The sequence below is a fragment of the Rickettsia finnyi genome, assembly GCF_049668125.1.
In the GTDB taxonomy this organism is placed as follows: Bacteria; Pseudomonadota; Alphaproteobacteria; order Rickettsiales; family Rickettsiaceae; genus Rickettsia; species Rickettsia kotlanii.
Genome location: NZ_CP187160.1, coordinates 768,609 through 782,948, shown reverse-complemented (window position 1 = coordinate 782,948; position 14,340 = coordinate 768,609). Strand labels below are relative to the sequence as shown.

Here is a 14,340-nt window from a genome sequence, read left to right as displayed (position 1 = left end):
TTAAAAAAAATGGCAGTATATACAAAACTTCGAGGAGTAATATTCTTAGCTATTGCCGATTTTATTTTATTGCCTGATCAAAAAGATTGGAGATCAGATCATAGATTACTTGATACTAAAACTTATGAGAACGACCTACAAGATTTTTATTTTATCTTTTTAGAGCTTGAGAAATTTAATAAAGAATTAGAGAACCTTCAAGAAAAATGGGCATATTTCTTTAAACATACACATGAAAGCACTCTAGAGGCAATGGAGAATTTGATAGGTCATGATTTTATTATTAAAAATTTTATGCTTTGGATCAAGCTAGTTGGCCTGAGAAAGAGTTAAATACTTATGAAAAAATGATAAAAACCGAAATGAAGATCCTTAATATTATGCTAAGTCGTGACCTTGGCGGCATTCAACAAGCATTTTTAGATTATAGCACTGCTTTAGAGATGCAAAAAATTGAGGTTATAAATATCACTTCTTACAAGGCAAAAATAAATTCCTTTCTACACAAACAAAGCTTAAAACTACCTAATATAGTACTGTTTGATTTACTCTCGGTACTTATTCTTAAGTATATAATTCATAAGACTAAGCCTAATATAATTATAGCACACGGTAATAGAGCAATAAATTTTAGTAAATTTGCTAAATCACAAAATATAAAATTAATCGGTATCGCTCATAATTACAGTTTAAAAGGACTACGTAAATGTGATTTTGTTATTGCTTTGACGCATCATATGAAAGAATTTTTACTAAAAAATAACTTTGCCGAATCTAGGATATGCATCCTACCGAATATGATAAATATTGCTAAAGACTTTATTCCAAATAAAACATATAGAAAACCTGTCGTAATTGGTGTACTAGCACGATTTGTAGCTAAGAAAGGTGTTGATGTTTTTATTAAAGCTATCAAAATTTTAAAAGAAAAAAAATATGATCTTCATGCAGTTATAGGTGGAAGCGGCGAGGAAAAAGATAATTTAATTACTTTAGCACATAAACTTAATTTACAAGATCAAATATCATTTACGGGATGGGTTAACGATAGAGATAAATTCTTTAAACAAATAGATATTTTTTGCTTACCGTCTCTTCATGAACCGTTTGGAATTATAGTGCTTGAAGCAATGGAGGCAAGCGTGCCTATCGTTAGTACAGATACTGAAGGGCCTGCAACAATCTTAAACGACATGCAAGACGGGCTTATTTGTAAAGCCGGCTCTGCTGAAGATTTAGCAGAAAAAATTGTCTATCTAATAGAGAACCCTATAAAAGCAAAAGAATTTTCTAAAAACGCCTACCTTACTCTCAAACAAAATTATGACATTAAAGTTGTTTCGGAAAAGTTACAGCATATTTTAGAAAGCTTCAGATAAGATGAATTTAAGGGTGAGCCTATACAACGTATAAAAATACGTGAACACAAGCAAATCCTGCAAAATTCACTTATATCAAGCTTTCTAAAATATGCTGTAGCAACATTATTACGTAATTATAAAAATAGTTAGTTGAAAATAATAGTCTATATTGACATAACGGTTTAAAGATTCATAATTAATATTAAGTAATATGAATTTATTTTAATGAACCTACTCGATGAACGTCGTATGCCGATTTTTCATTGACTTAAAATATATTCTAGTTTTATTGATTTCATCATCTCTTCTATGTGGTTGCAAAACACGATAATATTCCCCCTAAACTCTCATTACCTACTACTTGGAATAATTATTCTCTAGAACAAAATAATAATGCATCCTCCAAGTGGTAACTGCAATTTAACGATCCGGTGTTAAATAACCTAATCGAAGAATCTTTAACCGGTAACTCCGATATTGAGCTGGCAATGAGTAATGTGCTAGCAGCGAAAGCACAGCTTAACCTTATTAATTCTTATAGATTTCTACAAATCAATTTACAAGGCGGAGCAAATCGAACAAAAAACAGTAAAGAAACAAATAATATTAGTATTTTTAACCAGACCCCGTGGACAAACCACGGCGTGACCGTGGTATCAAGTTTGTTCAGTATGCGGCGTCGTTTGCTTTTCTCCAGCAACCGTAATTTCATCACTATCATAATTAAATGTGTCCGTTGTAGAAGGAGTAGACGGTACAGGCAATGTGTTTACTAACTCAGAAGACTTTTGATCTAAACAGTCTCTTACTTCTCGTTTACCAAAAGCAATTCCATAGCATCATTTTTATTACTTTCTTTTATATATGCTTCAGGAATATATGCCTTAATATATTCCATATCAGATGCATTTTTTAATAAATAAGGTGATACAAATTCTAATATGTCCTTACCGCTTCTTTTATAATTAGCAAATGAGTAAGCAACACAATACCGTAGTCATTTAATAAATGCTTGTGTCTTGTTTGTTGAATGTTGTTTTGCAGATTCCATAGCTCTTAAAGCATATAATATCTGTTCTCTTGTTGCTTGAATAGAAACATCATCTGAAGCCATCCCGTAAGCTTTTTCAAGCTCTTGATCTTTAAAAAATGTAATTTTTTTGTTAATTCTTTTATTTCAGTAACAATAGGGTTTTGAAGGCCTTGTATAAAGGTAAGACTAGCAGTACTTACTGAGAGTTTACTTTTCATAATATACCTATTAATAAATTTAACATATTTCTATATTCAAATATTAATTTTTATTAATAAATAATAAACCTATAGTGATAAATATATCACATCAGAGATTACTGTAAGACTGGAGATTCCTGCTTTTAGCTAAGAATAGGCTTATTATATCGAATAAGCATTACTGCCGTTATCATCATCTTCACGGATAAATTTTTGCTTTACCTTAGAATTGTTATTATTTGTAACGGGCGGAGCATAATTTTGATTTACTACAGCATTTGGACAAGTATATTTTGATATATCACGCTTAGTTTCTCTAAGCATGGCTTTTATCTGATTTAATTCCTCTTGTATCTTTTTTTCTTTATCGCTATCGTCTTTTCTAACCTTTTTATTCGCTCTACTGAAAGTCATATCATCATCGGATTCAGCGAAGCCGGCTTCTGCTTTTTGCCTTGCTATATCCCTTTTAATCATCTTAAGATACATTTCACGATTTCTCTTTACAGGATCGATGCTTTCTCCTCTTAAAGGACTATCGCTATCATAGTCATCATCATCGTCGTTATCATAATCAAGATTATCTTCTACTATATTCTTTTTAGCCAAAGTAATATATTTATTATTATATACAGGTTTTCTCTTGCCGCCTTTAGCACCTTTGCTATCAACCAATCTGTTATTTGCTGATCTTTGAAAATAGCTTCTAAAATTATCTGTACAAGCTGAAAGTAAAAACATTCCTAAAAATAATATTATAATTTTTTTTAACATATATTTATATTATTCCAAAACTTTTATTAGACTTTCTGCATAACTTGCTTCTAAGGGTAATTTGTACGTCGATCCGGTACTCGCATCCTCACGTACCAAAGCGTAAGCTGCTGCGGTGCTGCGTTCCGTGTCTCCTACAAATTCCTCCTTATTAGCTAAGTTGTACAGGAAGTCTATTATGATTAATGCCACATAATAGCCAAACTTGCAAGGATAAAGAGCCGAACTGCTATGTACTTAATTAAATTATTGTTATTCTGAGGTATTTTTGGTCTTGTTGTATGTCTCCCACCACCTCGTCATTGCAAGCGACTAAAAGGAGCGTGGCAATCTCAGGACTTTAGCACGAGATTGCTTCGTCAAAACTTACAATCTTTCCTCGCAATGACGGAAAACAAAATCTAAATCACCTCTTCTATTAGGTTACTTAATAGCTTATGCCCTTCTTTTCTTCTTTGTAATAAATTTTGTGAAGCATCCTCTAATATTTTTGGATTACTTATCAAATCGAGTATTTTATCTGCTAATTTTCCTGCCGAAATATTATTCTGCTCTAAACACCATCCTGTTTTTTTATCTTCCAATAATTGTGCATTGTAATATTGATGATTATCCGCAGCACTAGGCAGTGGAATAAAGATTGCCGGCAACCCTATATAGGTCAATTCTTCTATAGTAGATGCTCCTGCTCTTGAAATCACTAAATCGGCTTCTTTATATTGCAATGCCATATTATCAAAAAATTCAGCAAATTCATAAGTAATGTTTAATTTCGAGTATATATCTTTTATTTTTACTTGATCATCTAATGCTGCTTGCTGGATTATATTTAATTCAAGACTTGGCTGTTTTTGCATCAAAATTTGAATACTTGCAGGTATCAGCTCTGAAAATAACTTAGCTCCTTGACTACCGCCAAAGATGAATATTGTAAAAAGCTTGTCATTCCGTGGCTTGACCACGGAGTCCAGTGCTTTTATTAAAGACTTTTTGGCCCCCGTGGTCAAGCCACGGGACGACATTTCTATAACCTTTAATTCCCTAATATTCTCTCTAACTACCCCACCGGTAACTACTATTTTACTTTTTGCAAATTCCGGTAAATTCTTTATTTTGTCATAAGAAATAGCTATCTTTTTAGCAAAGCCTGCAAAAAATTTATTAACTTTTCCAAGGTAAGAATTCTGTTCATGAATTATAATCGGTACTCTTAAAAAAATTGCCGCAAACATTGGAGCTATAACAGGATAACCGCCAAACCCTACAGTGATGGAAGGCTTCATATTATATAATAATTTAATAGCCTTTAAAACTGCAATTGATAACCTAGGTAAAAACAAGAAAATATTACCTGAGCGTTTTAAATCTAGGATATGAAAAATTACTTTCATATCCTGCTTTATATATTGTTTGCATCTTAAATCAGTAATAAAATGCACTTCATAGCCACGTTTGATTAATTCTTCTCCAAGAGCAACTGCCGAAAAAAAATGTCCCCCCGTCCCTCCTGCTACCAAAATGATTTTTTTCATATTTCAATATTACGAATTTTGTACGAATTTAACGGCGTTCGGTGTCTTGTAAAGCCAAGAAGCATACCGGTAGCGATAGCTATTGCAAGCGTTGAAGAACCACCATAACTAATAAACGGTAATGTCATACCTTTAGTAGGAAATAAATGTAACGTCACGCCCATATTAATTATTGCCTGAAGCCCTAATTGTGCAATTATACCGCTAGCAGCGAATTGTACAAATTTATCTGTTTCGTTTAATAACTTAATAAGACTTCTTAATACTATAAAAGCAAATATACCTATAACAATAAGGCAAATAATAGCCCCAAACTCCTCACCTGCTACAGCAAAAATAAAATCCGTATGCGAGTCGGGTAGTACCTGCTTTACTGCCCCCTCCCCTGGACCTCGTCCATATAACCCGCCATGCTCAAAAGCCTTAAGAGACTTACTAACTTGATAATTCTCGCTACTATCTGGATCTAAAAACGAATTAATTCTTTGCGTTACGTGCGGTAACCAAAAATAAGCAATCGTTACTCCTATCATTCCTAAAAAACCGGCTAAAACAATCCAAAATATTGGCATACCCGCAATAAACAGTTGAATACCGAAAACTGCTGTAATCATTACAAGCATTCCAAAATCCGGCTGCATAATTAAGAGCATAGCAACAATAGAATAAAGTATTACACAAATCGTAAAACTTGGGAAATCATCATTAAATTTTAGCGATAATATCCAGCCCGTAACAACTGCAAAAAATGGTTTGATAAATTCCGAAGGTTGAATAGATAGACCTAGAATATTAATCCATCGCACTGCGCCTTTTACTTCATAGCCACAAAATTTAACTGCTATTAATAACACTATACTAGCAATAAATCCAACTATTGCAAAACGCCTTAACCATTTTTTATTAAAACATGAAAATAATAATATAAGTCCTGAAGCGGCAGCTAAATAAAATATTTGTCTAGATGCAAAATAACTTTCTTCAAGACCTATTCTACTTGCTACTACTGAACCTGAGGTAGTAACAAGCATTAGACTAAAAGCAAATAAGATAATTAAAGAAATTATTATTTGCCTATCGGTACTCCGCCACCATAATTTTATAAAGTTATTAGATATTTCGTTATTCATATTATAGTTATTCAATTATGGCTATATTTATAATGTTATTGCATGGATCGGAACACACCCCCAATGTCCCTCCCCCCGTGGGCTTGACCACGGTATCCAGAAAAATAATAAAAAATACTAATATTATTTATAGTATTTTTAACTAGACCCCGTGGTCAAGCCACGGAGGGACAGGATATTACACAATTTTATAAACAACTCGCCACGCTCTTCAAAATTTTTAAACTGATCATATGAGCTACAACTAGGTGCTAACAAGATATTTTTTACCTCCGCGTTATCACCTACTGCATCCTTATAAGCAAGATCGAAAGCCTGCTCAAGACTATCACATATTACAAAATCTACTATATTCTTAGCAGTATTTGCAAATATTTCTTTAGCTTGACCATAAAAATAAGCTTTCTTAATTTGACTGAAATAAGGTTTTATTTCCTCAATACCACCCTCTTTAGGGATTCCTCCCGCAAGCCAGTAAATATTATCGAGTGCTTTAATTGATTGCACGGCAGATATGGCATTTGTCGCTTTACTATCATTATAAAAACTTATATTATTTATACTACCGACATATTGCATTCTATGAGGTAAACTTTGAAAACTACTTATAGATTCAAGTATTTTTTTAGGTTCTACTCCTATTATTTTAGCTACTGCATAACTTGCTGCAATATTCTCACAATTATGCACTCCTTGCAGGTTTTTATTAAAAGGTAAAGTATAATGCATAAAGCTTGATACAAGCGAATTTTGCAGGTCTCGCCTATGCTCACGTATTTTGATACGCTTCGCAGGCTCACCTTGAAATTCATCTTGTCTAAAACTTTCTGAATTACGCTGTAATTCAAAACTGATATCATCAAAAAAATTAGCGCTAATTTTATCATCAACTACTGAAATACCGTTTTCAAGAATTTTAGTAACCGAAAAAGGAATTAGCTTTATACGCTGCTCTTGCTGCAATTTTATAAAGACTTCATGACAATAATCATTATCGATATTAATTACCGCATAACTCTCTTGATCCATTCGATCAAAGATCTTAGATTTTGCTGCAATATAGCAGGTCATATCCTGATGTCTATCTAAATGGTCGGGAGTTATATTAAGAAGCACGGCTATTTTAGCTGTAAAGGTTTTTACTAGATCTAGCTGAAAAGAAGACAATTCAAGTACATATCCATCCTTACTGGCTTTAGCTTGCAAAGCAGGAACTCCAATATTACCGGCAACCGGATAGTCTAAACCGCTACTATTTAAGATATGGTTTATTAAAGCAGTAGTAGTACTTTTACCGTTTGTACCGGTTATAGCTATAAATTTTAAGTTTTTTGATTTTGCAAATAATAAGTCTATATCGGAAGTGATTGGAATATCAAAATTTTTTGCAATATTGACTATCTCATGCGTTAAAGGAATTCCAGGACTTAAGACAATTGTATCTAAATTTTGCCATCTTAAATCAGATAAAGCAGCGATAGCGGTTTTACTATATAATTCTTCAAATATATCTCTATTTGCTTTTAAATCATCATAAACAATTACATCATATTTATTTCGCAATTCCTTGTAAACCGATATACCGGTTTTACCAAGCCCAAAAACACCTATTTTTTGTTTTGTATGAGAATTCATGAATTAATTTAAAAGAACATTGCAGTCTTAGTATTCAAGAACAGGTATATGAAGATCAACTTCAATAAAGAGCAAGGAGTTTACAAGTCGAAGAGCGGAGCGTACACTTAATACGTGAGCACCGCAGATCTTGTAAAACGACATAGCCAATTTTTGAAGTTGATCGAGTATACTAATTCATGTCCTGCATTAATGCTTGTTCACCTTCATTAAATTCACCTTGTCCTTTTACATTACTGTAAGTTGTTTTGCTATGCCCAGGATCAGGTAAATAATAATGAGGCGGAACTTCTAGTGCTTTAGCACGCTGTACTTGATACTCATTAGGTCCAGCTGTTGATATACCTACGGTTTCTTTTAACTTTTTACTACAAGCAGCAGTAATTAATAAAACAGTAAATAATAAAAAAATCTTTTTCACTTAAACACCTATAAATTAAAATTATATTAGACTCCTTGCAAAATGAACTTCTAGAGGTAATTTGTACGTCAATCCGGTACTCGAATCCTCACGTAGGTCTACTACGCTACGGTTCTACGTCCCGTGTTTCCTTCAAATTCCTATCTATAAGTTTAATTTTGCAAGGAGTCTATTTTATCGTTACCACCCTTATCGATATTACAAAATTCTTCAACCATAGCTTCAATTTGAGCATTATCATAATTCCCTTTAGCCTTTTCTTCAATAACTTTTTTAGTACTATAATAATCTTCTATTAAGATAATTACTCCTATTGTAATAAAGCAATCAGCTAAATTAAATACGGGGAAGCTATAATGCTGATAATGAAAATGGATGAAGTCAAAAACTGCTCCTCTAAAAAATCTATCAATTAGATTACCAACAGCTCCGCCGATTACAAAGCTATAACCGGTAAAGCTTCCGATCGTTTTTGAACGTATCATCAAATAATATAAATAACAGACAATAATCGTATTCGTTATTAAGAAAATAGCATTGCTATATTGATAATATTCACGCATTAGACCAAAGCTAATACCGTAATTCCAAGTATAAACCATATTTAAGAAAGAAGTAACCTTAAGCATTAAGCTCGGCTTCCATCTCAAACTATCAATAAACCACCATTTACTTAACTGATCAATAATCACTAAGGTTATCATTATACGACTACTACGAGCAAATGTGAGATATAGTTTTTTTAGTAGTGGGAGCATAATTGTAAATGTCATTCCCACGCAAGCAAGCGGGAATCCAGAAAAAAATAACCTTAATATTATACAAAATTATATATTTGATAAAATAAACCTATAAAAAACAAGTTTTTTATAGCGTTTACTAGATTCCCGCTTCCGCGGGAATGACATAAGAGTCATACAACATCAAGTTGATTACGGTATGATAAGGATTCACTCTACAATGAAACTGTGGCTGCTTTATCAGCTTGCAATTCCTTATCAAGCTTAACACTTAAAGTTTTTATTTCTTTTTTAAATTGTTTAAATTTCTCTAAATTTTTTCCGTTTAATTCTATACCCGGTGTTGTTTTAACTGACATAGGATTAACATGTTTGCCATCAATTTTAACTTCATAATGTAAATGTGGAGCTGTAGCTTTGCCGGTACTTCCAACATATGCAATAATTTGTCCTTGTTTTACGATACTTCCCACTTTTAAATTTTTTGCAAAATTTGAAGCATGCGCATAAGCAGTAGATAGCGTACCACTATGTTTTACCTGAATAAATTTTCCATAACCCGACTTCCAACCTATTTCTGTTATAACTCCGTTTCCTGCGGAATATATAGGCGTACCGGTTGGAGCTGCAAAGTCAACCCCCTTATGCATTTTAGTATAACCGAGTATCGGATGCTTTCTATTACCGTAATGTGAAGAAACTTTTATAACTTTTAGCGGAGTTTTAAGTAAGCTTCTTTTTACACTTTTACCGTCTTCAGAAAAAAATGCATGATTATTTGCGTTATTGTCATGAGGATAACGATATATATTATATTCTTTCCCTGAAAGATTTAATGAAACATATAGAATTTTACCGTGGTGGGAAAATTTACCGTCTTCCGTTACGTATTGTTCCGTTATTACGGTTGCAGTATCACCACTTTTTATTTGACGCTGAAAATCGATTTGATAAGCATAAGCATTAATCAACTCTATTATACTGTTATCCGATAAGCCCAGTTTTTTAAGAGCTGACATAAAATTTGCTTCAATACTTACCGACGATTTAGCAACTTTTTTACTTAAAGGTACTACAATTTCTTCAACTTTAAAATTATCACCTTCTCTAATTACTTCAATAGTTTTTAGCTTATCGATAATTATAACGATTTTATTTAAGAATGCTACCTCTGAGGTTAAATCTTCATCCTCGTTTTCGGTAATTTTTGTTTCATATTCAAAAATAATTTGCTGCCCTATTTTAAGAGCAGAAGATAATTTACCCTCTTTTATTAAACTTACAATTTTGTCTATTTCATTTTTAGGGATATGTTGTTCTATCAAAATTGACTTTATAGTATCGCCTTTTTTTACTACTACTTCTTTAAATGAAATTGTTTCTTCTTCACTAATATCAGGTTGTACTAAAGTTATGGATAAAGTGTCGTTAACATAATTATTAACAGCAAAAGAGACAAAAACAACTAATCCTATAAATAATAATAAGGAGGCAAAGGTGAGGATTTTCCTGAGACGTGCACTAATAAAAGATGATGGTAATATGCCATTAAAATCATAAGGTAGTGCGGTATCATTCATTAAAATTGCTCTGAAGATTATTTGAATCAATTTTTCATTACTAATAATAATATGAACTATATACAAACAAATTACAATAGAAAATTGTAAAATTTTTTATTTCTGTCTTATTAGTTTTTTATTGATTAAAATTTAATTTAAGTTAATTTTCATTAACTTAATATAGATAAATATTATGCCTAGACTTTCCCTATTTTTATTAATTTTTATAAATCTTATGTCCTGCTCATCTAGCCATAATACTGTCAAATTATCCAAAATAGAATATTAAATAAAAACTGTCCTATAAATAGTGAAATTAGTTCTAGTAGGCGGTTGTTTTGATTTATTACATGTACGGTCATATAGAATTTCTACGCCAAGCTAAAAAACACGGCAAATACTTAATCGTTGCTTTAGAGCCGGATGAAACAATTATTAAATATACAAAACGTCAACCTATCCATAATCAATTACAACAAGCAAAAATTTTAAGTTCTTTCACATTTGTTGATAAAGTACTTATATTACCTAAACTAAAAGATTTTAATGATTACGCTCGGTTAGTGCAAAATATTTGTCCTTCTGTAATCGCCGTAACAAAGTACGATCCTCAGTTAATAAATAAATTCAAGCAAAATTAATAAATGCGAAAGTAATAGAAGTTATTGACTTACTGCAACATCCTAATATAGGTACACTTTCTAGCTCAAATATTATTAAAAATATATAGTTTTTACAAAAATTTATCGATTTTTACTTTAATAAAACTGTATATCCATTTATATTAAATATAAATAACTTTATATGTGCTATGAACAATATTATTAGACATCTTTCCAAACCAGCTTATAGCGAGGAATTTAAAGAAGACAGTTCCCCTCGAACCGCAGCGCACAAAAGCGTACGCGAGGATTCGAGTACCGGATCGACATATAAATTACCTCCAAAAGCGAAATTTGGGAAGATGTCTATTGCTTTAATTTGTTTTTTGATTGTTAGTAGTAATTGCTTTGCTTCCGAGCCGTTACCTTGGCAAGTAACATTCCAGCCGCCGGCAAGTCCGATTATGGAGGAATTACATCATTTTCATAATTTTCTGCTTTACATCTCAACGGCTATTGTTTTATTTGTTGCCGGATTACTTGGCTTTGTATGCATCAGATTTAATGCAAAAAATAATCCCGTACCGGCAAAATTTTCACATAATGTTTTCCTAGAAATAATTTGGACTGTAATACCTATAATAATTTTAGTTATTATTGCAGTACCGTCTTTTAAAATATTGCGTCATGCCGAAAAAATACCTGAAACAGATTTAACTATTAAAGTAGTAGGCTATCAATGGTATTGGCATTATATATATCCTGATCATGATAATTTAGAATTTGATAGCGTAATGATCTCTGATGAGAATTTAAAACCTAACCAAAAAAGATTATTAGATGTTGATAATCGAATTGTTATCCCTGAAAATGCTACCGTAAGGTTTCTCATTACCGCAGGTGACGTAATACATAGCTTTGCCGTTCCATCACTTGGGTTTAAAATAGACGCAGTCCCAGGCAGAATAAATGAAACCTGGACAAGAGTGGCTAAAAAAGGCGTATATTACGGGCAATGCTCCGAACTATGCGGCATCCATCACGGCTTCATGCCAATTGCTATAGAAGTAGTAAGTAAAGAGGATTTCGACAATTGGATTGCAAGCAAGAATAAAACTGCTATGAATGGCAAGAAGCCAAAATTGGCAGCTAACTAATTATATTTAGAAGTTCTATGGAAAATTATAATACAAAAATATCTGAACTAGATAAATTACTAAACGATATAACCGCTTCTAATCGACATCAAGAAATTATTAAGTAGTGATGATTCAGCAGGTAAAGAAGCATGGTAATCTATAACGAAAGTATTTATATAAACTAAAACTATTACTTTAAATTTTTTAATATATGACTAACCACAATAACCCTTATCCACCATCTTTTTCCTAAACAAGCGAAAGAAAGGATATTTTTAAAACATTTTATCCATAATCCAAATATAATAGTCGGAGATTACACTTATTACAATGATGCTAATCACCCTGAGAAATTTGAATATGAAAATGTTAGAGGAGCTTATTTTGTTAAATTGATTATAGGAAAATTTTGTACTATTGCTATGGGTACTAGTATAGTATTGTTGTCGGTAATCCTGCAAAGATAGTACGCTATAGATTTCCTGATGAGATAGTTGAGCAATTATTTGAAATTAAATTGTGGGATTGGGATTATGACAAAATCACTCGGAATATTCCGGCAATTGTTGGAGCAGATATCGAAAAATTAAAACAGGCAGAATAATAATTATGGATATAACTACTACTGAAATTTATCACAATGACCACCACACCCAACACGGTTGGAGGCGATGGCTGTTTTCTACCAATCACAAAGATATCGGCATTATGTATATCATATTTGCCATTTTTGCCGGGATTGTCGGAGGTTTGTTCTCATTGCTTTTTAGGTTAGAGCTTGCAATGCCCGGCGGCACTTTCTTAAATCATGATTTCCAGCTATATAACGTGCTTATCACAGCACATGCAGTTATTATGGTATTCTTTATGATTATGCCGGCTTTGTTCGGTGGCTTTGGTAACTATTTCGTACCTCTGTTAATAGGGGCTCCCGATATGGCATTTCCACGCCTTAACAATATCAGTTTTTGGCTACTAGTTCCTGCTTTTCTTTTACTCATGGGATCAGCTTTTGTTGACGGTGGACCGGGAACGGGCTGGACGCTCTACCCTCCTTTAAGTAATTTAAGCGGTCACCCCGGTGCAGCCGTTGATATGGCTATTTTCAGTTTACATTTAACCGGTCTATCGTCAATCCTTGGATCAATTAACTTAATCGTTACTATCTTTAATATGAGAGCTCCGGGAATGGGGCTTTTCAAGATGCCGTTATTCGTTTGGTCTATTTTAGTTACCGCATTTCTAATAATTCTTGCTATGCCGGTACTTGGTGGAGCTATTACTATGCTACTTACAGACCGTAATTTTGGAACTACTTTCTTTAAGCCTGACGGCGGTGGTGATCCTGTATTATTTCAGCATCTATTTTGGTTTTTCGGTCATCCTGAAGTATATATCGTAATACTTCCAGGCTTTGGTATAGTAAGTCAAGTTATTGCAACTTTTTCACGCAAACCTATATTCGGTTACCAAGGTATGGTCGGGGCTATGGTGATAATAGGCTTTGTTGGATTTATCGTATGGGCTCACCATATGTTTACTGTTGGACTTGCTTATAATGCACTTATATATTTCACTGCTGGAACGATGATTATAGCAGTTCCGACGGGTATTAAAATATTTAGCTGGATAGCAACTATGTGGGGTGGTTCGATTACATTCCCAACTCCTATGCTATTTTCGATAGGATTTATTATATTATTCACGATCGGCGGCGTAACCGGCATAATCCTATCAAATTCGGCACTTGATAGAGTTCTGCACGATACATATTATGTTGTTGCACATTTCCATTATACGATGTCGCTCGGTGCTTTATTTACGGCATTTGCAGGCTTTTATTATTGGTTTGGCAAAATATCTGGTAAACAATATCCGGACATTTTAGGCAAAATTCATTTTTGGATTACCTTTATAGGCGTTAATTTAACTTTCTTCCCGCAACATTTCTTAGGTCTTGCTGGCATGCCAAGAAGAATACCAGACTACCCTGAAGCTTTCGCCGGCTGGAATATGGTTTCGTCAATAGGAGCAGGTATTTCTATGTTTGCTGCCCTTTATTTTGTATTTATCGTTTTCTATACGCTAAAATACGGCAAAGATTGTCCAAACAATCCTTGGGGAGAAGGAGCAGACACATTAGAGTGGACACTTACCTCACCACCGCCGTTTCATACTTTTGAAACACCACCGCATATTGAAGGGTAATAG

Annotated in this window: 13 protein-coding genes and 2 pseudogenes; 7 read left to right on the top strand and 8 right to left on the bottom strand. The window is 33.0% G+C overall.

The features are described from left to right. Positions 1-9: 9 nt before the first annotated feature. The 3 genes from ACPKKV_RS04330 to ACPKKV_RS04320 all read left to right on the top strand — a co-directional run bounded on the left by ACPKKV_RS04330 (position 10) and on the right by ACPKKV_RS04320 (position 2,137). Positions 10-333 (top strand): PD-(D/E)XK nuclease family transposase, encoded by a 324-nt coding sequence (locus ACPKKV_RS04330; RefSeq protein WP_392506409.1) that lies wholly within the window; start codon positions 10-12, stop codon positions 331-333. Positions 334-362: 29 nt separating this feature from the next. Further along, positions 363-1,379: a glycosyltransferase family 4 protein gene (locus tag ACPKKV_RS04325; RefSeq protein WP_392506947.1), complete on the top strand. Its 1,017-nt coding sequence runs from the start codon at positions 363-365 to the stop codon at positions 1,377-1,379. A gap of 470 nt (positions 1,380-1,849) precedes the next feature. Beyond that, positions 1,850-2,137, top strand: coding sequence for a hypothetical protein (locus tag ACPKKV_RS04320; RefSeq protein ID WP_392506408.1), 288 nt, complete (start codon positions 1,850-1,852; stop codon positions 2,135-2,137). A gap of 619 nt (positions 2,138-2,756) precedes the next feature. On the opposite strand, the gene ACPKKV_RS04315 is transcribed toward ACPKKV_RS04320, so the two are convergent. From ACPKKV_RS04315 to ACPKKV_RS04280, 8 genes and pseudogenes are all read right to left on the bottom strand, one after another. Next, positions 2,757-3,368 (bottom strand): hypothetical protein, encoded by a 612-nt coding sequence (locus ACPKKV_RS04315; RefSeq protein ID WP_392506406.1) that lies wholly within the window; start codon positions 3,366-3,368, stop codon positions 2,757-2,759. 39 nt (positions 3,369-3,407) lie between these two features. Then, positions 3,408-3,545, bottom strand: a pseudogene (locus ACPKKV_RS04310) (palindromic element RPE1 domain-containing protein); the annotation flags it as partial. 224 nt (positions 3,546-3,769) lie between these two features. Next, positions 3,770-4,900 carry an undecaprenyldiphospho-muramoylpentapeptide beta-N-acetylglucosaminyltransferase gene (gene murG, locus ACPKKV_RS04305; RefSeq protein WP_392506405.1) on the bottom strand — a complete coding sequence of 377 codons (1,131 nt, stop codon included), beginning with the start codon at positions 4,898-4,900 and terminating at the stop codon, positions 3,770-3,772. Then, positions 4,897-6,030 carry a putative lipid II flippase FtsW gene (ftsW, locus tag ACPKKV_RS04300; protein WP_392506404.1) on the bottom strand — a complete coding sequence of 378 codons (1,134 nt, stop codon included), beginning with the start codon at positions 6,028-6,030 and terminating at the stop codon, positions 4,897-4,899. The genes murG and ftsW overlap by 4 nt, the downstream gene beginning before the upstream one ends. Positions 6,031-6,168: 138 nt before the next feature. Continuing rightward, positions 6,169-7,665, bottom strand: a complete 1,497-nt coding sequence (murD, locus tag ACPKKV_RS04295; RefSeq protein ID WP_392506403.1) for a UDP-N-acetylmuramoyl-L-alanine--D-glutamate ligase — start codon at positions 7,663-7,665, stop codon at positions 6,169-6,171. A gap of 172 nt (positions 7,666-7,837) precedes the next feature. Then, positions 7,838-8,086 (bottom strand): DUF3035 domain-containing protein, encoded by a 249-nt coding sequence (locus ACPKKV_RS04290; protein ID WP_392506402.1) that lies wholly within the window; start codon positions 8,084-8,086, stop codon positions 7,838-7,840. A 152-nt stretch (positions 8,087-8,238) separates the two neighbouring features. Further along, the gene (gene lspA, locus ACPKKV_RS04285; RefSeq protein ID WP_392506401.1) at positions 8,239-8,844 is read right to left on the bottom strand and encodes a signal peptidase II; all 606 of its coding nucleotides are present in this window, start codon (positions 8,842-8,844) and stop codon (positions 8,239-8,241) included. 197 nt (positions 8,845-9,041) lie between these two features. Further along, entirely contained in the window at positions 9,042-10,406 is a 1,365-nt protein-coding gene (locus ACPKKV_RS04280; RefSeq protein WP_392506399.1) for a M23 family metallopeptidase, read from the bottom strand. A 320-nt stretch (positions 10,407-10,726) separates the two neighbouring features. Here ACPKKV_RS04280 and ACPKKV_RS04275 point away from each other — a divergent pair, with 320 nt between their 5' ends. The 4 genes and pseudogenes from ACPKKV_RS04275 (at position 10,727) to ctaD (ending at position 14,337) form a co-directional block, all read left to right on the top strand. Next, entirely contained in the window at positions 10,727-11,029 is a 303-nt protein-coding gene (locus ACPKKV_RS04275) for an adenylyltransferase/cytidyltransferase family protein (protein ID WP_392506398.1), read from the top strand. A 170-nt stretch (positions 11,030-11,199) separates the two neighbouring features. Continuing rightward, complete coding sequence (gene coxB / locus ACPKKV_RS04270; RefSeq protein WP_392506397.1) at positions 11,200-12,147, top strand: cytochrome c oxidase subunit II; 948 nt, start codon at positions 11,200-11,202, stop codon at positions 12,145-12,147. A gap of 193 nt (positions 12,148-12,340) precedes the next feature. Then, a pseudogene (locus tag ACPKKV_RS04265) lies at positions 12,341-12,733 on the top strand (acetyltransferase). Between the two features lie 5 nt (positions 12,734-12,738). After that, positions 12,739-14,337: a cytochrome c oxidase subunit I gene (gene ctaD, locus ACPKKV_RS04260; protein ID WP_392506395.1), complete on the top strand. Its 1,599-nt coding sequence runs from the start codon at positions 12,739-12,741 to the stop codon at positions 14,335-14,337. The last annotated feature ends 3 nt before the right edge of the window (positions 14,338-14,340 follow it).